Genomic DNA, 21255 nt, shown 5'->3' on the forward strand with positions numbered 1-21255 from the left:
GATGCGTACCTGGCAACCGAAAACGCCACCATCCGCCACATACGGGATCACCTCAGCCGATCTAAAGACCTTCGGCACCACGAATAGGTTGACCACGACCGACACGACCAGAGCGCTCAAAACGAAAGCAACTGCGCGGTGAAGCACAGCTATCCGATTATCCTGATGGCTTGGGGCTTCCATCCGATCGTCGGAAGGAAACCCGAATCTAGGGATCGTGAACGCCATCAGCTTACTTCCCGTAGGCGTTAATGATGGTTGCCTCGTCACCCTCGGTGTAGCCAACATGCGTTTCGAAGGTACCGTCAGCTTTAGGGATCAAAGCAAATGGGACACCTGCCTGCACGGTCGGCGGCAGGGTCTTCGCCATCAAGACAAAGGAACCAAGGTTCTGCTCCAAAGACGACTTGTGCGCATCGGTCGGCGTGATCGCTGACAACTTCTTGTCGAACGCTGCGCGCATCGCCTCTTTCCCGCCACTGCCAGGGCGATCCTTCTCCGCCTGAATGATCGTCGCGCCGGGAGCAATGCCCCCATTTGCTGGAGAAAGTGCCGAGATCGGAATCCAGTGAATAGGCGCTTTGCCTGCAATGTTGTCGTAGAGCTTGTGGCAATACGGGCAACGAGGATCGAAAAATATCTGGATCGGCGCAAGATTGGCATTCGCCTCAGTCATGCCAGACTTGTCCGTGAACCCCTCAAGCTTCGACACAATATTCAAAATATCTTTTGAACTGGTCTTGAGGTCAGGATTAGCGGGAATCGGTGCGCTCGGTGCCGGCTGCGCTTGAGCCTGCTGAAACGGCTGAGCTTGCGGCGCTGCAAACTGCGGCGGCTGCGGGTATTGCGGCGGCTGCTGGAACTGCTGCGGCGGTTGCGGATATGGTGGCTGCTGGTACTGGCCAGGATACTGCTGGAACTGTCCCGCCATCTGACCCGGATAGGGCATCTGCGGAGGATAGGACGGCTGGCTTTCTTTAACGATCAAGTATGTCGCCATACCGGTCACGGCGATAAGAGATACCCCCGCCACCAGCCCAAGTGCGATTACGCCACCCTTACCCATCTTCACCCTCGTCTCGACCGATTCATTCAATTCAGGATTAACCACGAATAACCTCACCCTTTACGTTAATCAACCATCACGGTCTAGGATTATAGTCGTTCTCAACGTTGACTTCATCGTTTTTGGGTTGCTCTTCAATGTGTCTTGGTCCGTCGTCTCGGCGTTCATGCGCGTAATCGCGCCCTAGATAGTCGATATGCTTCGAATATCTCGAGAACTCCTGAAGCTTTGGTGGCATCTTAACGTTATCCATAACGCCCTTAGACAAGTCCGCTACATCAGCATTTGGGACACTAATCCCTTCATCGCGGAATTGTGCGGAAAGATGATCGGTCATCTTCCCTTCCATTGCCTCAAGAGATCGCCCTATGGCCTGTTTATAGCCATCGACAGCGGCGAAGCTGGCCCTGATCTGGCCGTCAGTGGCATTCGGATTATTATAGGTTTGTTCGGCCTTGACCGAAGCTGCGAGTGCCTCATTCGCAAGCTTTTCGATTGGCCCCATAAGGTCTTCGTAAGCCTGCATTCCCCGTTGGCGATAATAACCCTGCTCAGAAATCGGCACCTTTTTGCCGGCGGCATTTTCGGAAACGACACCAAGCGACTGCTCATTCTCCTTGATACCTTCTACAAGATTATCAACCCGTAGCTGGTGATCTTCGGAGAGGGTGCTTTCCTTAGAATATGTATGCAGGGTGAGCCGGATCAGCTCCTTCGCATGCGCCCTCGCCTCAGCGTCCGTGGAGGACAGCTTTAGGTCATCAACGATGCCCCGAATCGGCTGCATCGTGCGACTATCGAGAATAGCGCCGCTAACCATCTGCTGCTCGGCAACGGTGAAATTCATCTCCACCTTAGAGTAGGCTGCTTGGACTGCCTGAGAATATCCGGGCTCGATGATATCCTTCATCGCGCGTTGAGGGCTCGCACCTCGTGCGACTTCGGTGGCTGCCTTTGCCAACGCGTCCTTCATCCCGGCATTTTCCGCCCAACTGTCTGCCACATTCGCCAGACGATTTACTCGGTCTGTAGTCCCGAAGATTTCCCTGTCGATCGCCACTTTGTTCAGATCGACCTGGAAGGCGTCCGTAAGCCTCGTCAGCGTCCCGTCGTCATTCTTGATGGCCAGATCACCTGGCATCCGATGCGCAGCAGGAAACTCCTGACTTGTCCGCTTGTCCTGAACCATCGCCTTCGTTGCGACTAGCGTCGGATTTTCAGGCAACAGTCCCTGATCGCGAGCAACTTCTACCAGCTTCAACGCAGCATAGCTCGCGGCAAGCCGCTCCTGAGCATGGCCCGTCACGTTACCAAGTGGACGGTTCGATGCGTCCCGATGTGTGTTTTCGTAAAGCTCTGCCAAAAGCTTCTCAGGATCTGGTCGAGCATCGTGAATGAAGCGCCCTGCAGCCTGCGGGCGTGCGTTCTTCACTTCGATCAGATTGGTCTGTGCTTTCTCAAATTCCTGCCGCAAGCCAACTGTCAGCAACTGTCGCCGGCCCGGATCAGCCGTAAGGCTAATGTGGTTCGCGATCGACGTGTAAAGGTCGTCTCCCCGACTTGAAGGCAATCTCATAGCAACATCGGGATGCTGTGATAGGAACGTTTTGGCTGCATGTTCACGTTGAGCGTCAAGCAGACGCCCATCGGGATTAGAGCTGCGCATAATACGGGCCATCGTCTTCCTCGACTGGATCGTTGTTTGTTATGACGGTGAGTGCAACAGCTCTGGCGTCGCCGTGTTCGACTGCGGGTATGTCCTTTCGAGCGGCTATATGACCCAGGCATTCCATAAGCTCGGCTCGGTGCAACTCGCCTCTGCGAGCTTTGCGCATCGCTCGCTGGTATTTCACGCTACTGAATTGGTAGCGCAGATTGCCGTAGCCACCGAGCGCGCTCAACAACGCTCGCCGAGCCTCCCAAAACTCAACAAAATCATCGTTTGTGACGACGATTTCCCTCGCACCATCAGTCGGCATAACGCTCTCGTTCGGTTCACTGTATCGAAAGCCATACTAATCGTTTTGGTGTTATCGTCAATTGGAGTGACATGCACAGACGCCCTTGAGGCGTCTATTCGAAAGTTGTGAAATATACTCATGTCTAGTTGAAGTACGCACGAACACACGCATATTCGCGTTTAGGATCTTGCCCCTCTTACTAGCCCCCAGCGCAATTTACGTTGTCGCGTATAACGCTGATATAGAGAGAAATTCTTCAATTGCGTTGAGAATGCGATTCAACGATAGTAGACGTTGAAAACCTCAATTGCTCATCGGGATGCGATACACCTAATCGTTACCCATCCCCGATGAGCAGCGTGTGTGACCAACAGGACGCCAAATGCCAAACTCTGAAAACAAGCAAAAAAATACACAGATCGAAGACCAAATCATGGACCGAACTGTGGAAATCCTGACCGCGTACCTGTCGAATCCCACTACGAGGCTCGATCACAAGGACATCCCTGACGCCTATCGGAATATCCGTGATGCTCTGAAGGAAGACCTTGGCGGATCGTCATCAGAGGATGGCAAAGGAGACCTCAAGCCGGCCGTTTCGATCAAGAAGTCCGTCACAGATGACTACATCATTTGCCTGGAGTGCGGGAACAAGTTCAAGAGCTTGAAGCGCCATCTTGGCCAGGTACATGATATGACGACAACCGAGTACAAAGCCAAATGGGCACTTGCTGACGACTATCCCCTCGTCGCCAAATCATATTCCGAACAGCGCTCTGCGCTTGCGTTCAAGAATAACCTGGGCGAGCAAGGCAGGATGAATAGGAAGCGCTCGTGATCAGCGACGGCTGACTTTACGTTTCGGCCTTGATTTCTTGCTTCCCATAAGCCCGTCAATTATCTGGCTAGCCGACAACTTATCGATCGTCGGCCAGCCCTCCGGCTGTTCGTGTTTACCCTCATCGATAGCTCGCTGGATCAGCGCCACCTGCGCATCGCTCGCCGGCTCGGATTTCATTCGCTCCTGAAATGCCTTGTCCGCTTTTGCCTTGGCACGATCCAGCCACTCGCCAAGCTTAGAGCGATCGCTGAGTGCAGCGTCCGGTATCTCTTCACCCAACTGGCTTGCTAGTTTCTGCGCAAATTGTAGCTGCGGCGTCGTCGGCGCCGTCATGGCAGAGAAATCGACACCGGTATCTACCAACTCACGCTGGATCTGCCGGTCTGCTTCAGCCACCACATCAATATACGACGCCTTGCCGGCAGCTACATGATCGAGCTTGACCTCTACGGCGCGGGTGAACTCGTATTCTAAAAAACCAAATTTCCCGGTAAGCGCGTCCATCGCTCGAAATGCCAGCTCGACAGGGTGGACCTGGTTCTTTTTTTCCTCGACGTATTTCCTAACCATGATCGTGGTGATGATGCTGGCATAGGTCGATGGCCTGCCGATGCCCAACTGCTCCAACTTCTTGATTAGACCAGCTTGGGAGTATCGCGTCGGCGGCTCGGTGACCTTCGCAAGTACCTCGCCCTTTTCGGCAATGATTTTGGTCCCGACCTCTAAATACGGAACGTTTCCGGCCGACTCTCCCTCATCCTCGGTCTCATCGGCCGCATCACGATCGGTGACTGATCGCCAACCCTTTATTTTTAGCGTGTTGGATCGAGCCATATAATGGAAAACCTTGCCCCCGGCATTACCCTCAAGGCCAGCCATTACGGTCGAATAGACCGCATTTGCCAGCTGACTAGCGAGTGCGCGCTTTCTTATCAGGTCATAAAGGGATTGCTCGTGGGCTGTTTCACCGGCTTTCTCGACGTCAATATGTGTCGGCCTGATCGCCTCATGGGCTTCCTGAGCATCCTGTTTGCTACCAAAATTCCGCGACGCCAATGGCAGAGGCAATTCCTTTGCATTCGCATACTCGCGAATCTCGGCAATTGCCTCTTGGCTGAGATTTTGGCTATCTGTCCGATGATATGTGATCAGACCCTGCTCAAATAGAGACTGCGACACCTTCGCTGTTTGTGCGGGCTTGAAACGAAGTCTTGCACTCGCGGCCTGGAGCAATGTGGATGTGGTGAAAGGTGGCGGCGGCTCCTTCTCAACGTCCTTTCTCTCGCTTTTGACAACCCGCAGGTCCCGGACGGACGCGGCCTGCTCTGCGAGATCTTGGTCGAGGATATATTTGGAGCCTTCCGCCAGGTAACGCTTGACGTACCAGCCTGCTGCCCAACGAGATCCGTCGAAGTTTAGCCGCGCGAGATAGTGATGGGTGGGCTTGAAGCCAGAGATTTCGCGCTCACGTTCGACCACAAGTCGAACAGCAGGGCTTTGGACCCTCCCGGCACTAGCTTTCTCCTTCAACAAGTGTCCAAGCACTGGCGAGACCGTAAAGCCTACGAGACGATCGAGCACCCTTCTCGCCTCCTGGGCTCGAACCAGATCGATGTCTATCATTCGCGGATTCGACAATGCCGCGTTGATCGCCGGCCCGGTAATGCTGTCGAAGGTCACGCGGCGAGCGTTTTTGAGGTGCAGCACTTCAGCAAGATGCCATGCTATGGCTTCGCCTTCACGATCGGGGTCAGTCGCAAGGAATATCTCATCTGCTTTGGCGGCAAGGTCGCGAAGTTTGGCTACAACCCCCCTACCCCGTTCAGTCACCTCGTAAAGCGGCTTGTAATTTGGTGCCGATACGCCGGCTCGATCTTGCGGCAGGTCTCTTATGTGGCCAACGCTAGCGGCAATCGTCCAACCGCCGCCGAGAATTGAGCTGATTTTCTTCACCTTGTTCGGAGACTCGACGATCATCAGCTTCATTGCGATTTCCACCGTTTTGCTTTAGCTATTGAAGGGATCATTGCGGCGTCGCAACGTTGATCAACGATCATAGTTCGACTGCGAGCATTCACCTAGACGTTGCCGCACAACGTTTAACGTCTATGTATGTTCTCGACAATATTAAATGGAGTTGTTCAAGTGCCGATAAGCGTACCATTTACGAGGAGCGACCTCGATAACGCCGATATCTCACCACGTTTACGTGGGGCACTACTACTCGCTTATATCGACAACGCCGATCTTCCAAAAACGCTAACTGTCGATGGCTTCGAATATGTCGTAGACGAAGACGAGATTTCTACAGTGTGGCAGGATGACCCCTCAAGCACCTCCGCAATATATGTTCGGCCAGATCTTACCAGGTGGTCAAAATGGGCCGATACAGACGGCAGGGACAGCTTCAGCGCGGACCTAATCTATACTGGCAAACGCGATATAGACCTCGCGCAACTCGTCCTGTTTAGCGCCCAAATCACGGATTAAGCATGGCCAAGAAGAACAAAAGCACCGAGCCAGATCAGCCGAAAAGCCCGCTGCGACACCTGAAGCCACGGCTTGTACCGATCCGGCTGCACCCATTCAAACAGCAGATAAGAAATGTTGCCGACCAGGCTTCGTTTCTAGCTAGGCTCAAGTCCTCGATCGACGCAGAGGGTCACATATGTGAAAAATGTCAAAGTCGAATGGAGTTCAGGACTGTTGAGGGCCAGGGCAACGCCGTGCTGGTGTGCGTATCCTGCGATCACTCGATACCGCTCTCCATAGATCCCGCTGACGCTATGGCGAGATCCAACAAGTTTATGATGCAATCCAACCAGATGTTCTACGTTGGTTTGTCTCTAGCTACTGCCGCGGCTCTCCTATCAGCCTGGAACGGGAGCGCTTTTACATTCTTTGGCGGCTTGCTGCTCGGATCACTGCTGTGGGTACAGTCCGCTGGATTTCGATACCGCTCGTGGCAGTTTGCGAATATGCGCGTCTACGAAGCAAAATCGCCATTCAAAGAATGGCTCAGATCAGAACTACCGTTTCTTCAGAAACGAGCGCCCTAATTAGGGTGTTCCGCTCGCAGCGGGCGACAGGTTCGCGCAGATATTGTCTAACGTTATATCCATCCCGACAGTGTTTCCAATGATCGAGCCAACATCATCGATGAAGAAACACAGCACCCCGCCTATAAAGAATACCACTGGACCGAATGCTGTCTTGTTATTCCTGCCTGTCGCGATCCCGTTTGCTTGAATTGCGGCGGTCGCGATAGCGATCGAGCCGATAAACATGAAAAAGTACGCCAAGCTCTGGTGGAATAGGTCGCAGTAAGGAGTGTTCTCCCCTCCCCCAACATATGAGAACATATCAAGCGTTCTCTCCCCGCCAAGGACGAAGGTATTTGCTGCTCGCCATAGCAATAGTGGCGAAACCACCATCGCACCGGCAAGAAGCAGGCGGAAAGGTATGCTTCCTTTCGACGGAAGACGTGGCGACACCTCGCCGATAGCATGCTGATAGGCATCCGCCAGGGCGAGAATACCGATCGTCAGGCCAGCCAAACCCATGAATGTATAAACAAGCGTTGTCGCCGAAGGAAGAACTACCGCGAGCTTGTTAAAGAGGTCAATAAGATCGGGCATAGTAGACAGGCCCTTCCCTATTAATTGCCGCTAAGCTTCTGGATGGATTCGGTCTGAGCGTTGATGACCTCGACAGCCGTTTTCAATGTTTTCTCAAGCCGTTCTGCTCTGTCTTCGAGCGCTGCAACACGATTCCGGAGCTGCTCGACCTCCAACGGAATGGAGGGCGCATAGCCTGGCTGCGTATAGGTTCGAGCTTCAGACTGCTCCGACTGATACTGCCAGCGCGGTCCACCCTTCCTATCGTCGGCCTGCCCCTGCTGCTGAGGCTGCTGGCTAGCTTGCGCCGGCTGTTGCTGCGGATTGGCTTGCTGCGGAGCGGCCTGCTGTGAGGCAGGCTGCTGAGCGTGGGCTGTAGACATTGAAATGACGGTCGCGACAGCGATAGCGGTTGCTCTAAACAGCACGGCCCGGCTCCTTTTAGATTTGTTCGCCATCAGCCTGCTCTTCGTACACATTCGGCACTGTGAGGCAGAACTCCATCCGTTCATCGTCGGTCATAAATCGCCAGTCCTTCGCGTGCTCAATGAGCTTCACCAGCCGTAGCTCGTGCAGAACATCGAGAGCTGAATCCGTGAATTTGGTTTCCATGGAGCGGGCTGCGAGATCGTGGGCGTCAGCAGCCGAAAGGCCATTGTGCAGGGCGACACAAACACGCTTCCCGGTGGACGGCGCTACCATGTAGACAAGCGGTACATACCGTAGAACGTCATGGGCCTCTGTCACCAAATTCTCCTGCCGTATCATCACTATCAGCGTTGATGGGTATATTTACCCAACGACAACGTAATTATTTTTGCACTCTTTACGATTCAATAGGTACCTTGAGCGCGGCTAGACGCCTGTCAACGCTATTATGCCCACACAAAAAACGATCACGGATTTCTAAAACGCTCATCTATGGGTGTCAACCTGCGAATTACTCGTTTACCTGCCCGATAAACATACAATACATCGTATTCAACGCTATTCGACACTAGATGTGCGCGTGATTTGACCGCACTTTGACCATTATATGCCCCCACATTTTGATCTCATTTTTAATGCCCCTCTTTTTGACGGTTCTCAAGTCGCCGCCAACTCACCGCTGCCTTTCGTATAACTTTGTTACATTACTGCATCATCCCGACAAGTCCGACGTGCCGCCTTATTGCAGCGCAACCTAACTATTTCCTAGTTTTTTCAGTGATTAGCATTCCTGCTTAGGGTCATTGTAACCGACTCCTGAACCATTTAGGTTGCATTCGCAGTATTTTCACTATCGTACCACCTCTAGCGTCCGTACCATATGGTACCAACTGCATTTAACTGCTGGCGGTACGCCGCGCATTGCATCACATGCACCCACCTCGCGTTAACTGCTTTCGCTACACCGCAGATGCATTCGCCCGGTACCGATAGCGGTTGCATGCATTTAGTGCGTTTTGCATTGCGTTAGGTGCCATTAAATGGTACTGGTTTATCCCAATTCGTATTAATTGCGGCAGACGCAGCAAGGTACCTGTTGGTACCTACACTCCGCCTTTCCGGCTTGAACTTAACGACGAGGACTAGAAGGCCAATGCCAACAATCGCGATCATGAGCCCGAAGGGCGGCGCTGGAAAATCGACTTTGGGAAACGTCCTGGCGACCACATACAGTCGCAACGGGGCGTCAGTCGCCATCATGGACACCGACCCACAGAAAACACAGAAAAAGTGGAAGGAGGGGAAGAAAGGCGAACTTCCCGTCAACACGAAATGTGACATCGAGGTTGTGGCCGACATATCGAACGACGATTTCTTCGAAGTCCTCAAAGACCTACGGTCTCGTAATCAGATCGTAATCCTTGATACACCCGGTCGTGCCGCCTTGGTTCTCTCCCGCGTCATCTTGCGCGCGGATCTGGTCCTGATACCAGTTCGCCCTAGCCCCGAGGACATCGACGGGGCCATAGAAGCTATCAAGCTTATCCAGGACGAGATGGAAGGCATTGGCCGAACCGTCCCATATGTATGCGTGATGGTTGAAACCAAATCGGACGCATTCAAGTCCAAAATCCATAAGGAATTTGAGGCTTTTGCAAAGGAAAGCGGCGTCCAGGTGCTAAGCACGCAGCTTAGGGCGAGAGAAGCATACCGCACGATATTCATGGACCGAGTTGCACTCCATGAACTCGATGCAGCCAAAGTCTCCGGATTGGAGAAAGCCATCGAGAACGCAGAGGAACTAGCAGGGGAGGTGTTTGCCGCTATGACACCTACAGACGCTGTCCAGACTAAGGAGAACGCAGCATGACGACGCCTTCGAAAAGGTTTTCCTTAGACGGTCTTAAGTCAATTCCGCTTCCCGACGAAAATGAAGCCCCGAGCCAAACTGAGATTGCAGCAGCTGACCGTGCAGCAGAACGTAACGGGTTTGCCGGCCGCGAGCCAGAACCAAGAGCGGTCTCTGCGCGCAGGAGGCGTGAACCTACGACGCAGATTTCAGTGCGTTTGCCGATCAGTGTGGCGGAGAAGCTTCGGGATTTCTGCGAAGAGAACCGATACACCTACGGTCAGATCATCGAAATCTGGATGAAAGAGAAGCAGGTTTAGGGGCAGGGACGGAGTGCTGATATGCCAAACTCCATCGGATATGAATTACCGTCACAAACACTGGTCGTGCAGATCAGCATCCGGGTCGCTGATTTGCCGAGGCACGCAGTCGTGCCAGCTCAGGACGATCGAGGCCGTACTCAAGCTCAGCCAGATGTCGTCCTGACAATCCCATATGGGGGCGGGAACTCTCGATCCGTCAAAGCTCGGATCAAAGGTCGCTCCTTCAGGCGACTTATGAACGAGCTTGCTCTATATCCGAACCTACCCGAAAAGCTTGTCTTGACGGGCAGACTGAACGGCGACGGCGAGATCGAAGGAGCCGGGTTCCTGCGATATACAAAGGATGTAGGCGTTGACGACGAACGACACCTCGTCGCTTGATGAGACCTTCTACAAGCACCTCTTTTCCCCGGATGAGGCAATCAGGGCAAAAGCAGAGGCTGAGCTTGACGAACGACTAGGACAACTCGCTACAGACGGCATCAGCCGATACGAGATCACACGCCAAATGATCTGTGGAATTGTAGGCGCTCAGGAACGGCGAGATGCCGAGATCGAGGCTGACCAGAATTTTGCAACGACAAATGGACAGCCCCGAACGGAATCGGCGAGCAACACACCAAATGTTACTTCCCAGCGGATAGCGGCGGGGATAACGAACATATTCTGGCTGACGATTATTGTCGTTGCAGTCGCCTACGTTCTCCCAAAAGTCTGGTAGTCGTTGACTATCAGCAAATCATCCGTAGCATGTAAATATCCCTTGCGATCGAGCGGATATCCCGCGTAGGATATCCGTATATCCTAAAATGGATATCCTTTGAACGAGGACCTTTCGCACATGCCGCTCTTCATTAAAGATGACAGCGTCGATGACTTGGCTAAGCGTTTCATGACACTATCGAAAGCACAGACAAAGTCGGAGGCGGTAAAACAAGCTTTACTCCAGGCGATCGAGAGGCATGAAGATGCGCCTACTGCCGTGGACATCGCTCGCAACTTTCGTGAAGAGCTGAGAGCCAAAGCGGGCGAGCGTGGGCTTCCAGCGGACAAGCAATTTCGCGATAGCTTATACGGGGGAAAATGATGTTCATTGACGCTTCGGCGCTCGTCGCCATGCTGACAGACGACGATCACGGCGACAATCTCGCAGCCCGGATGCACATAGCAAAAAACCGCCTAACATCTCCCATTGCCGTATGGGAAACAACACTCAGCGTTGCTCGATTTTTTGACATGCCCGTTAGTGAAGCGAAGGTGATTGTCGAAAATTTCATCGAGGCCCAGGCTATCCAAATTGTCTCATTGACTCCCAAAACGGGATCGATCGCGATCGACGCCTATGACAGCTTTGGCAAAGGCCGACATCCGGCTTCGTTGAATTTCGGGGACTGCATGGCATACGCCTGCGCGAAAGCCTATCGAAGACCTCTTCTGTTCGACGGTACCCATTACAGCAAAACCGACATCCAGCCCGCGTGATGCTCACTCGTCCCGAGAGGGTGATCCTGGTGGCGACGAGGAAATCTCACCTGGTCCGCGACCGGGCTCCGCAGCCAGATCGTGTCCAACTTCATCGTTCGGTTTTCGGCCAGCCCGAGCCAACTCACTACGCTGCACCAGAGATCTTACCTTCGTTTTCGATGCCTCACTTACCGCAGCCAAAGAGGTGGCCGAAGGGCGAACCATAACCGCCCCTGAACTGGCGAACCCTCGCTTGCCGTAATGGGATACTGCCGTCACCACCGATCGATGTCCCATTGCGGCAGCCACCTCGCCAGCCATCAAATCAAGGTGCTCCTTGGCATTAGCGGAAAACTGGTGGCGGCAGTCGTAGATACGCAATCTCTTCCATTTCGACCCGATGGATCGGCGCTTGACCAGGTCATCTATCACACTACGAAAAATTCGGTTTACGTGCGGGCCGAGTGTCTTTCTCCACTCCCTGCCATGGCACCAGGCAATTGTCCGCTTGATGGTCTCAAGCAGGGCAGGGGAGGCGTTGCTGTCGATGTGCAGCTCTCGAACGCGCCCGTTACCACGACCAGGTACGCCATCAGTAGGTGAGCGAAATTTTGCGTTCTCGACAACAAGCACCCATCCATTTCGGTTCACAAGTTCTGCCGCCGCGAATTCCTTCTGTCGAAGACCGGTTGCCACCATTGCAATCATCAGATCTGCCAGACGGTGGGCTCTTTCATCCGTCCGCTCGACGAGAGTGGTGACGATCGTCTTCAACACGGAGGGCTCGATATGCCTAAGCAACCTCTTCGTCTTCGTGGGTGGCTTTTCAACGATGTCGGTGGCAGTCAGGAACGTGCCAGCGAAGACACCTCCATAGGTCTCCCGAAGGTGCCAACTGACCGCGTTTCGATATAGCCGCCACGTCTTTTTCGAAAGGCCGGCCGTCAGTTCTTGAAGGGCATCCACCCATCGCTGTGGATCACTGACATCGCTACCGCGCTCTTCATGCCACCTCATAAAACGCCTGGCGTGAGAGCCATACAGCTCCTCAGTCGACTTACTGACCGACATCACAGCCACCTCAAATTTCTCAAACCTGATTTCCCCCCTACTATATTGCTCCTGCTGTAAGGGGTTTGCATCCGCTTACAGCCACTGTAATGCGATGTAATCTCAAGCTCTAACCGCATGTATTTTAATCCTTTTTCGCATTTTAATGCGCCCCAATAAGCGTCCAACATCGGTTTGCATGGTAATCAAACTGATTTCTTCGTCAATTAGATTGACATATCTCGACTTGTCCTCCATCGTCACAAAGCAAATATCCATCTTTTTCAAAGGGATATGGCGATTGAATTTGCTGCAAGCGGATTACATCCACTTGAAACCATTAGCGGAATCGAGATTGCAGCCCAAAATCAAAGGAAGTTCGGAGAGATATTGATGAGAAGCCAGATGATGATCGGGGCGCTGATGGCCATGGCAGCGCTCGCAGGATGCGCCACCACGGAAGGACAGCAATCAACCGACGCCTTCGTCGCGCACGAAATGTCAAAGCGCGGCGTGGAGAGCACCAGCAAGACTAGCCAGGCACCCGACCGGGTCCTTGTCGCCCCATCATCGTAGGAGTTACAATATGGCATCGGCAGAGAAAAAGGCAGCGTCGCCGGTCGAAGATCAGCAACGCGAAATCTTGGTCGCGATCGACGACGGCCATAGCGAAATCAAAGTCGCATATTTTGCGGACGGCACATCTGGCCCGATACAGAATTTTTCTTTCCCCTCCCGAACGATCCGAGGATGGGAGGAGATGGATGCAACGGGGGCAGCGCCACCAGACGCCTACTTCGCGTTCGACATCGCCAATGCCAATCCGGCTGACACCTCATCAGCCTCGCCTATGCTGGTCGTAAGCAGAGGTCGCTCTGGAAGCGACAACGAAAATCGCACCCAGGACTATCCTACGTCCGACCGCAATCGTGTGTTGGTCAATCATGCGCTCCACACAATTGCCGCAGGCCGCAACGTTAGCTTTACGCTCGCAACTGCACTTCCATATTCTGACTTCCATCTGCCGGCGTCGGGGATGCACAATGAAGAGCTGATCGCGCGGAAGAAAGAGAACATCACAAAGAGTGTGATGGCGATTGACCCAAGAACCCTGAAACCCAAAGCACCCACCTATGAGATCACGGAACAGTCGGTTTTCTCCGAAGGGGTCGCGACATTCTTCGATTGCATGATCGAATATGACCAGACGACGGTTCGAGCGAGTGCGACCTTTGCCGCCCGGTTCGAGCACTCGTCCTCATACGCAGTTATCGACATCGGCGGTAAAACCACTGACATCGTTTTTGGGTCGTGGACAGGAAAGGGGAGCGATCAGCCGATGATCAAAAAATCCGCTTCCACCAGCCTCAAGGAGGGCACCCTCGACGCATCGGACCAGCTTGGAGAACTCATCAAGCAGAAGTTCGAACTGCGGCGTGTCGCTGACCCGGAAAAGGCGCTCTTCAGCAAGAAGGTACCGATTTTTGGTGAGCTGCACGATGTGAGCGCCGAGGCTGACGAAGTCCTCAACCGGCTTTACCAGAAGATACGTGAGCCCCTGCTGCGCCATCTGGAGGATGCCTCAGATCTGGCATACGTGATTTTTGTCGGCGGCGGATCGATGCTTCTCAAGGAAAAAATCGGCACCCTCTTCAACCCTTCCGTCGTTTTGATTCCAGACCAGCCGCAGTTCGCCAATGCCAACGGTATGCTGAAAGTTTTGAAGAGCTTGCATGTCGCCAAGGCGGCGCGCGGTTAAGGTCAGCCGATGCCGAAACAAGCCGTTCGCAAAAAACCTGCGTCCGACAGGTCGATCCGCAAAGATGGTTTTGTCTTCGCCTCATCAGGCTTAGACGCCATCCTTGTCGATTATCTCTATAAACAGGTGCCCGAGGGCAAGCGACGAGACCAGATGAAAAGGCTAATGTTGCTCGGCCTGATGCAGGAACTTGGCATCCAGAGCGATAAGTCGTCCTTTATTCCGCCTCGTCCTATCGAGATGTCTGAGCGGGTAGACCCGTCAACGTTAGACGACCCATTTCTTGGACGCTCAACACCTACAGAGACTTTTAATAATAAGCGTTCTCGTCTAATAGAGAACGACAAGGACGAAGCGCTTACCGTTGATGTACGTACTAATATGCGTCCAGATGCGTATAGCGCGGGTGATAACGCGGCTAATGATGATCCACCTGAAGACAACAAGCGTTCAAAGATGGAACCTGAGCAAGTCGTTGCAGAACCCGAATCGTCAGACGACACATTCAACGGGCTTAACATCCAAGCTTTAATGGCCTTCAAGGGGTGATGGTTAAATGAATTTCGGGGATCGCCGTTCTCTTATATTGGCCTCAACGTTCTTGGCGTTGTCCATTGTTTCATCGCATGCACAAGACGCCAGCGAAACCACCGTCATGACCTTCGGGGGCAATCAGGCGACAACTGCTCAGCAGCAGGCACAGGCAAATGCGCTCGCAGCAGCACAAGCACAAGCTTTGGCGAGCGGAGGGTACAACGGCGGTGTAGGCTACTATAACCCAGGCGGAGCTGTCGGCGGTCAGGCTTACGGAAATGTGCAGCTCTGCGGATCACCACCATATGTGTATCCATGTGCATATGGTGGCCAGCAACAGCAAAGCCCTTACGGTCAACAATACCAGCAAGGCCCGGAAGCGAACGCGGCCCAGGATCAGAAGACATTTGGCTTGAACGACGGCGCACCTGCCGCGACCTTTTCCCGTCAGCAAGGAAGATTCATCGACCAGTCGCCTTCGACCACCAGCGGTGGCGTCGGGAATACCGCAGGACCTATTACAGCAGCTCCGCCGGCCTATAGCGGTTCCTATGATGGCGGCACCTACACCCGAGCCGACATCATGAACCCAAACTCGTCATTCTATTCCGGGGAGGCGAGGGGCACTAACGTTCGGCAGACACAGATCCGAAACGCAGCGTATCAAGTCGGTATCAAGGCTGGTTTTGCCGCTGAGGCGCAGAGGATCAATAACTCTCTGCTGAAATATCGCTACTCGATGGATCAGAAGTTCGATTTCCGCTCATTGATGGAAGTTGACGGAGCTGTTGTTCCCCCCGTCATCACCACAGTCACCGATATTATCGAGCGGCGATCCGCAAACTACCTGTATTTGACCACAGGCGCCTATCAAATCGTGCAACCAGCATATGTAACCGTGAAAATTCCGGTCTGGCAGGATTACATGATGCTGGATGGCGGTGGGCCAACGCCTCCGACAGGCATCAAGGTAAAAGACGGTGCTGACAAAACCGTGTGGGCTGAAGCAGCCCGTAATGGATGGGAACGAGGCGTGAAAGAAGCTCGCGCTCAGTTCACAGCCGGCATGGACCGTCTTGTCCGCGACTTCAACGGTATGAAAACATATCGCCGCCTAGCAGATGAGGGTGCGGTTAGCCTGACGAACGTTAAGATCACCCACAAGGGCGGAGCGATCTATTTGAACGGCCGGAAGGCTGTAGGTGAGCGGATCACCGTCAATCTCACTGTCCAGCCCAAGTTCAAGAGCACAAAAGCTGTAGCTGCTTCTCTTGAGAAAGAACGCCTGAAGAACACGGCTCCTCGGGGGCAATGATCGAATGTCCAAGCTTGACGATCGGTACGGCACCTGGCTCGGGGGTGTCGATAACTCAAACATTCGCCTAGATCAGAAAGAAGACCTCCGTCTCTTGCTGACGACAGCAGTGCGCAAAAGCGTCAGCGACATCTTCATTCAGACAGGCAAGCCGGTGATGGTTTCCCACCATGGCCAGATGGTCGGGATCACCAATCCAGTCAAAAAAAGCACGATGGAAAACGTCATGCGCTGGATCACGAACCAAGATTCGGTCGTTGCCAGGCTACAATCGGGCAACGACTTCGATTCCGCGTTTTCGATCGATGATACCGATAAGTTGGACGCTGATGGCTATCCGATCAAACATCGATTCCGCTTAAATCTCACAGCCAATTATTACGACGGTGATGTGGGTTATCAGGCCGCCCTCCGATACATCCCTTCGAACCCACCCACGTTCGAAACTGTCGGCCTAGAAGCGGAGATCATCCCTCATCTCGACAGCGGGATGGGCTCCGTCATATTTGCTGGCGAGACCGGCTCTGGAAAGACCAGCACCATTGCGGCCTCGATCATGGACGTTTTGGCTGGAAATACCTCTATGAAGGGGAACATCCTAACTTATGAGGCTCCGATCGAGTTTACATTCGATCAGGTACCGTCGAAATGCTGCATCATTTCCCAAAGTGAAGTTGGTCTGCATTTGCCGTCATTCGCGGCCGGAGTACGCAACTCATTGCGCCGGAAGCCATGCTTGATTCTTATAGGCGAGCTACGTGACGCGGAGACGATATCGTCGGCGGTCGAGGCCGCAAACAATGGTCATCCCATCTACACAACCACCCATGCGAACAGCACGGACCTTACATTCAAACGCCTTTTCGAAAAATTCCCATCAGAATATCAGAGCCAGGCCTTCTATTCAGTGCTGGCCACGACAAACATGATCGTCGCGCAACGCTTGGTGCCCCGGAAGGAGAATCCCGGCAAATACGTTTGCCTTCGCGAATGGATCGTCATCGACAATGACATCCGGCGCGCTCTTGAAGACGCTGGACCGAGCAAATACGACCGGGTCATGCGCAAGATGCTCGACAGCGGCGAGCTTGGGGACAAAGGGCGCTCGATTAAAAAAACCGTTGAGATGAGGTGGCGTGAGGGAATCATCAGCGACGAAACCGCGCTGTGGGTGCTCCGCAATTTTGGGTACCACCGCGTCAAGATCGAGGATCTGCACTGATGCTATCGAGGCGTTCTTTCCTCTCTGGCTTGGCGGTATCGGCTTATGCGGCGGTCGATGACGCTTTCGGCGCGTCCCCGGCAGAGACGAGAGAAGTCCGGCGCGCTACAGAAGCGGTCATGTCGGATTATGGCAATCCCAACGATGTACGCGCCTATTTGCGTAATAATCCTGTCGGTTTCGATCGTCTATGGCTGAGGCGTCCCTCTGGTGAAGAAATCATCGCTCTCTATCGGGACTATCGCCTCGGCCTCGCTATCGTCCCGGCTCAATGCCTCAACCTTTCGTATTTCTGGCGCGATGTGAATGATAAGAACGTCGGCGTCACCGTCTCGGTTGGCCTGTTCGATGTCTTGTCCCGCGTGCAGACGTCTCTTTCCGGCATGGCCGGGGCACCGGTGCCGCTCATCCTCACCAGTGGCTATCGAACACCTGAACATAACGCCAAGCTTGAAGGTGCCGCAGTCGCATCTGAGCATTTGAACGCGCGGGCGAGCGATCTTGGTGTCCCTGGCTTCGCACCCGCTATTGTCGCCAACGCGGGAAACATGCTTGGCGCTGGCGGGATCGGAATTTACCCGACCTTTACGCACATTGATGTCGGCGCACCTGGTCGCCGTTGGAGAGGATGAGCCATGATCGATTATCGCTGGTCAAAACTTTCACCTAACTTCTTCGGGCTCCATCCCTCATTTCTGATTTTCTTCCCTTTATGGCTCGGAGCGGTCTCGGCCGGCAGCGGGATGGGCTATCTCGTTTTCATTCTTGCTCTGCTGTATATTGCATACCTTATTTTGGCAGGTCGCCGGCAGCTCGGCCCCCTAGAGTACGGAAATTACCTCTGGTGCCGTTTTGTGCTTGGCTTTGAATGGCGCGTCCGCGAATGGTAACGGCGACGGACAAGAGACCGGACATGATGGTCGCCGCAGAGCTGATGCTTCGCCAGTTTTTTGGTCGAAAATCGGCAGAGACGAGCGTCAAAAAAGCACAGGATGAGATCACCCGCCAAATTCTGAAGTTCATAGGCGGTGACGTTGCTGAACAAGATTTCGTCCGTTCAGAGATCTCACTCCATACTGACAGAGGTGTTTCGCCGATCTGGCTTTCACCAGAGTTTACACTCCCGCTTTTCGCGCTCGCGGCAGAGGACCTTTGCGATCTTCTTTCTCCAACGGGTAAAGGCTTCATCAACTGCACCGTCAAAGCGGACCCCGACGCATTCTTTGGCGTCACCCTCGTCTCGATCGTCTCCGACGAGGCTAGCGATGAAAGAAATCACGAGTTCGACTTGTACGCCCTCGCAGGTACCAAGCGATACCTAGATAGCGTTGCCGGGATGCGCAGTGTTCACGATCTTGTGGCCAAGCGTTTAGCGGCACTGGATACGAAACCTTGGTAGGGTATGGTCAATGGACATCAATTCAAAAGAACACCCAGGCGCACGACAGGCCTCTCCACAGGACCTAAAGACCAAATTAGATCTCATCCGTAAGCACTTTCCGAAGGTCGATCCCGCTCCCTTCGCGGACAAGCTTGCCTCAATCGACGAGGGCAAGGATGGTCGCGTAATCCTCCATTTTCATGAAGAGGACCGCATCGACGTTGAGCCAAAAAAAGGCAGCGTCCGACAGTTCGGTGTAGGTGCCGCAGCGAAAGCCTTGGGACAGGCACTGGCGGATTCCACTCTCGCACGGTTTTTCCAGCATCCAGACGATGATTGGGGCAGGGCAAAAAGCCCTTCTAAACCAATCAAACTCGCTCCCCTCACGCGCGCAGAGTGCGAAGGCCTGGCGGCGAAGTGGCAGGAAACCGGTTTCGACGATGTTTCAATCTCGAAACGGGGCGTCCTGGTCCAAGTAGACACCGCCTCATACCTGCGAGATCGGGGCGACGAAGCAATCTTGGAGGGCCAGCCTTCGGAAAAAGCGATTGTGGCGTTGATGGTAAAAGCTGAGCGAGATTGGGGTGGACGGATCGAACTAATCGGGACCGACGAATACAAGGCCCAGGCTTGGAAAATTGCTCAGCAATACGGAGTAACCGTCGTCGGTTATGAGCCGCCAATCGAAGTCGAGCTTGGAGGAAAAGATCCCGGCACGTCGCACGCCCCAAAACCAGTTGCCAAGGTGGACGAAAGTGGAAACGTTGAGAGAAAGTCTAGCAACGTTGAGACACAATCTAGCGAGCGTTCTCGTGTGGAACCAAGTTCTGATAAAACCGTTGTCCCGACGATCCTCGCGGCACCGTCCACGATAAAATCAGCACCAAGCCTAGTCATAGGCGATATTCTATCCGCTGCCAACGATGACACATATGATATAGAGCCTTTTAATGACGATAGTCCGTCACCTTGAACGCTCACATTCATATAGCGTAAACGTTTTGCACGCCTCCATACATTGACACAATACGCCTCTACGTGATTATCCTAGTGGTCGCGCATAGTGTTGCGCGAATATACGATTTGTTTGCGAACCACAATTATCTAGGATCGATGTCATGACGCTCTCTGTACGCGATTTCAGAACCAGACAAAGCTCTGGCGCTGCTAATCTTGGCAATGTCCACGTTAAGGTCGAGGATTATCTGAGAGACGGGCAGGGGAGAGCGTATGCAGTCCAGGGCACGAACCTAAAAGACGGTTCGGAAGTCGTTATTCGGCTTGCTGACGCTGAGCGTTTTGCGAAGCTATACCTGAACCCCAACGATGATCTCGCTTTGCGCGTGCAGCAGGCCGAACAGCAAATCGCAAAACGGACTACAATGCGCGAGATTGGCGCGGCTCGTGGCAACAAGGCTGTGCCGATCGACGGCGTGATCTCGATCTCAAACGTCAGGCCCGACCTTGAAAACGGCGAGCTGTACGGCCGATGGCCGAATGCTGTCGTCACTGATCCCGAAAAAGAGATCGCCATGCCGGCGATATTTGAGGTTCGGACAACACTCGCCAAACATGACGGTAAGGATTTCAAAACTGCCTTCATCCAAGCATATTTCCCCAAGTCGGCGCTGACCTCGGAACAGGTTGACCGAGCGGCACTCGACAAGATGTTGAGCGGACAGTTGCTGGATACCGGTTCCGAGCTGCGTACCAACATCGCCGTGACAATCAAGCTCGGTGACGAGACGGGCACCTATGCCTTTCGGCCAAAAATGGCGAAGGACGGTGCCGGCAATTACACAACAACGAAGGATGTTGAGACCGCCCTTTCTGGAAAAATCACCAGGCTGAACGAGGCGGTTGCTGCCGTAGCAGTCGCCGCTAAGGCAGGAATACCTTTCGAGAAACTTCATCTTGAGCTGCCGAACCAGATCGGTGACAAATACGAAGCATTGCAGAGCCTCTACAGCAGTGTCGAAGACGGATCGACGCCCGCGACTTTCATCCCCGGCGCTACGCTACAGCCGTCGCGGTTCATGGTTGATGCTGTTTTGGGCCGAAAGCTCGATCAGGACGGCAAATTTGCAACCGTTCGCACCCCGGAACAAGATCTTGCTGATCGCGGGTTCGTCAATGGAATGCTTGGCGTCCGGTATATCTCAAATGAGACCGGTGAAATTGTCTCACCGGTTGTGAAGTCAATGTTCCCCGATGGTAAGCTCAATAAGAAAGAGAGCGATCATTTCGTTAGGTATGACCTCGCTGCCGTTGGGTACGACACATTTCTGGCAACGCAAACACCTTCGCCGGATGACACACCCAGGCTAGGCCACATCGAGCCCGCCAGTCAGATGTCAGCGGAACAATCACCGCCGAGCCAGGACTACTCGGCCGATGATGATAACGATCATATCTATTCTGACGCAGCCCCTGAATTTTAAGGG

25 protein-coding genes are annotated in these 21255 nt (G+C 53.6%); 17 read left to right on the plus strand and 8 right to left on the minus strand.

Annotated elements, in window-relative coordinates; genetic code table 11:
- Positions 1-232: 232 nt before the first annotated feature.
- Genes AC2GXZ_RS28765 through AC2GXZ_RS28775 form a run of 3 tightly spaced genes read right to left on the minus strand, consistent with a single transcriptional unit; the run spans position 233 to position 3045 of the window.
- Positions 233-1111 (minus strand): hypothetical protein, encoded by an 879-nt coding sequence (locus tag AC2GXZ_RS28765; protein ID WP_483762687.1) that lies wholly within the window; start codon positions 1109-1111, stop codon positions 233-235.
- A gap of 31 nt (positions 1112-1142) precedes the next feature.
- Positions 1143-2744 (minus strand): hypothetical protein, encoded by a 1602-nt coding sequence (locus AC2GXZ_RS28770; RefSeq protein ID WP_483762688.1) that lies wholly within the window; start codon positions 2742-2744, stop codon positions 1143-1145.
- Positions 2719-3045, minus strand: coding sequence for a hypothetical protein (locus tag AC2GXZ_RS28775; protein ID WP_483762689.1), 327 nt, complete (start codon positions 3043-3045; stop codon positions 2719-2721). Before AC2GXZ_RS28775 ends, AC2GXZ_RS28770 begins: the two co-directional genes overlap by 26 nt.
- A gap of 364 nt (positions 3046-3409) precedes the next feature.
- Here AC2GXZ_RS28775 and AC2GXZ_RS28780 point away from each other — a divergent pair, with 364 nt between their 5' ends.
- Positions 3410-3865, plus strand: a complete 456-nt coding sequence (locus AC2GXZ_RS28780) for a Ros/MucR family transcriptional regulator (protein ID WP_483762690.1) — start codon at positions 3410-3412, stop codon at positions 3863-3865.
- On the opposite strand, the gene topA is transcribed toward AC2GXZ_RS28780, so the two are convergent.
- Positions 3866-5854, minus strand: a complete 1989-nt coding sequence (gene topA, locus AC2GXZ_RS28785; RefSeq protein WP_483762691.1) for a type I DNA topoisomerase — start codon at positions 5852-5854, stop codon at positions 3866-3868. It abuts the gene before it with no gap.
- Between the two features lie 506 nt (positions 5855-6360).
- On the opposite strand from topA, the gene AC2GXZ_RS28790 reads away from it, so the two are divergent.
- Entirely contained in the window at positions 6361-6927 is a 567-nt protein-coding gene (locus tag AC2GXZ_RS28790) for a hypothetical protein (RefSeq protein WP_483762692.1), read from the plus strand.
- Here AC2GXZ_RS28790 and AC2GXZ_RS28795 read toward each other — a convergent pair whose 3' ends face one another.
- Genes AC2GXZ_RS28795 through AC2GXZ_RS28805 form a run of 3 tightly spaced genes read right to left on the minus strand, consistent with a single transcriptional unit; the run spans position 6928 to position 8232 of the window.
- On the minus strand, positions 6928-7506 hold the full coding sequence (locus tag AC2GXZ_RS28795) for a hypothetical protein (RefSeq protein ID WP_483762693.1): 579 nt from the start codon (positions 7504-7506) through the stop codon (positions 6928-6930). It lies immediately after the preceding gene.
- Positions 7507-7526: 20 nt separating this feature from the next.
- Positions 7527-7943, minus strand: a complete 417-nt coding sequence (locus tag AC2GXZ_RS28800) for a hypothetical protein (protein WP_483762694.1) — start codon at positions 7941-7943, stop codon at positions 7527-7529.
- Entirely contained in the window at positions 7927-8232 is a 306-nt protein-coding gene (locus AC2GXZ_RS28805) for a hypothetical protein (protein WP_483762695.1), read from the minus strand. Before AC2GXZ_RS28805 ends, AC2GXZ_RS28800 begins: the two co-directional genes overlap by 17 nt.
- 835 nt (positions 8233-9067) lie before the next feature.
- On the opposite strand from AC2GXZ_RS28805, the gene AC2GXZ_RS28810 reads away from it, so the two are divergent.
- The 5 genes from AC2GXZ_RS28810 to AC2GXZ_RS28830 all read left to right on the plus strand — a co-directional run bounded on the left by AC2GXZ_RS28810 (position 9068) and on the right by AC2GXZ_RS28830 (position 11568).
- Entirely contained in the window at positions 9068-9784 is a 717-nt protein-coding gene (locus tag AC2GXZ_RS28810) for a division plane positioning ATPase MipZ (protein ID WP_483762696.1), read from the plus strand.
- Positions 9781-10083: a hypothetical protein gene (locus AC2GXZ_RS28815; protein WP_483762697.1), complete on the plus strand. Its 303-nt coding sequence runs from the start codon at positions 9781-9783 to the stop codon at positions 10081-10083. The genes AC2GXZ_RS28810 and AC2GXZ_RS28815 overlap by 4 nt, the downstream gene beginning before the upstream one ends.
- Positions 10084-10438: 355 nt before the next feature.
- Entirely contained in the window at positions 10439-10807 is a 369-nt protein-coding gene (locus AC2GXZ_RS28820) for a hypothetical protein (protein WP_483762698.1), read from the plus strand.
- A gap of 120 nt (positions 10808-10927) precedes the next feature.
- Positions 10928-11173, plus strand: coding sequence for a type II toxin-antitoxin system VapB family antitoxin (locus tag AC2GXZ_RS28825; RefSeq protein ID WP_483762699.1), 246 nt, complete (start codon positions 10928-10930; stop codon positions 11171-11173).
- The gene (locus AC2GXZ_RS28830; protein ID WP_483762700.1) at positions 11173-11568 is read left to right on the plus strand and encodes a type II toxin-antitoxin system VapC family toxin; all 396 of its coding nucleotides are present in this window, start codon (positions 11173-11175) and stop codon (positions 11566-11568) included. The genes AC2GXZ_RS28825 and AC2GXZ_RS28830 overlap by 1 nt, the downstream gene beginning before the upstream one ends.
- Before the next feature lie 3 nt (positions 11569-11571).
- On the opposite strand, the gene AC2GXZ_RS28835 is transcribed toward AC2GXZ_RS28830, so the two are convergent.
- A complete protein-coding gene (locus AC2GXZ_RS28835; protein WP_483762701.1) occupies positions 11572-12621 on the minus strand; it encodes a hypothetical protein in 1050 nt (349 codons plus the stop codon).
- A gap of 273 nt (positions 12622-12894) precedes the next feature.
- On the opposite strand from AC2GXZ_RS28835, the gene AC2GXZ_RS28840 reads away from it, so the two are divergent.
- From AC2GXZ_RS28840 to AC2GXZ_RS28885, 10 genes are all read left to right on the plus strand, one after another.
- Positions 12895-13176, plus strand: a complete 282-nt coding sequence (locus tag AC2GXZ_RS28840; RefSeq protein WP_483762702.1) for a hypothetical protein — start codon at positions 12895-12897, stop codon at positions 13174-13176.
- Between the two features lie 10 nt (positions 13177-13186).
- Complete coding sequence (locus AC2GXZ_RS28845; RefSeq protein ID WP_483762703.1) at positions 13187-14359, plus strand: hypothetical protein; 1173 nt, start codon at positions 13187-13189, stop codon at positions 14357-14359.
- Positions 14360-14368: 9 nt separating this feature from the next.
- Complete coding sequence (locus AC2GXZ_RS28850; RefSeq protein WP_483762704.1) at positions 14369-14908, plus strand: hypothetical protein; 540 nt, start codon at positions 14369-14371, stop codon at positions 14906-14908.
- A gap of 7 nt (positions 14909-14915) precedes the next feature.
- Entirely contained in the window at positions 14916-16208 is a 1293-nt protein-coding gene (locus tag AC2GXZ_RS28855; protein WP_483762705.1) for a type IV secretory system conjugative DNA transfer family protein, read from the plus strand.
- A gap of 4 nt (positions 16209-16212) precedes the next feature.
- On the plus strand, positions 16213-17430 hold the full coding sequence (locus AC2GXZ_RS28860) for a type IV pilus twitching motility protein PilT (protein WP_483762706.1): 1218 nt from the start codon (positions 16213-16215) through the stop codon (positions 17428-17430).
- A gap of 119 nt (positions 17431-17549) precedes the next feature.
- Positions 17550-18062: a YcbK family protein gene (locus AC2GXZ_RS28865; RefSeq protein ID WP_483762707.1), complete on the plus strand. Its 513-nt coding sequence runs from the start codon at positions 17550-17552 to the stop codon at positions 18060-18062.
- A 3-nt stretch (positions 18063-18065) separates the two neighbouring features.
- Positions 18066-18320 carry a hypothetical protein gene (locus AC2GXZ_RS28870; protein ID WP_483762708.1) on the plus strand — a complete coding sequence of 85 codons (255 nt, stop codon included), beginning with the start codon at positions 18066-18068 and terminating at the stop codon, positions 18318-18320.
- A 23-nt stretch (positions 18321-18343) separates the two neighbouring features.
- Positions 18344-18829, plus strand: a complete 486-nt coding sequence (locus AC2GXZ_RS28875) for a hypothetical protein (RefSeq protein WP_483762709.1) — start codon at positions 18344-18346, stop codon at positions 18827-18829.
- Positions 18830-18839: 10 nt separating this feature from the next.
- A complete protein-coding gene (locus tag AC2GXZ_RS28880) occupies positions 18840-19784 on the plus strand; it encodes an LPD7 domain-containing protein (protein ID WP_483762710.1) in 945 nt (314 codons plus the stop codon).
- A gap of 145 nt (positions 19785-19929) precedes the next feature.
- Positions 19930-21252 (plus strand): hypothetical protein, encoded by a 1323-nt coding sequence (locus AC2GXZ_RS28885; protein ID WP_483762711.1) that lies wholly within the window; start codon positions 19930-19932, stop codon positions 21250-21252.
- Positions 21253-21255: the final 3 nt, after the last annotated feature.

The organism is Aliirhizobium sp. YIM B11859 (assembly GCF_057163345.1).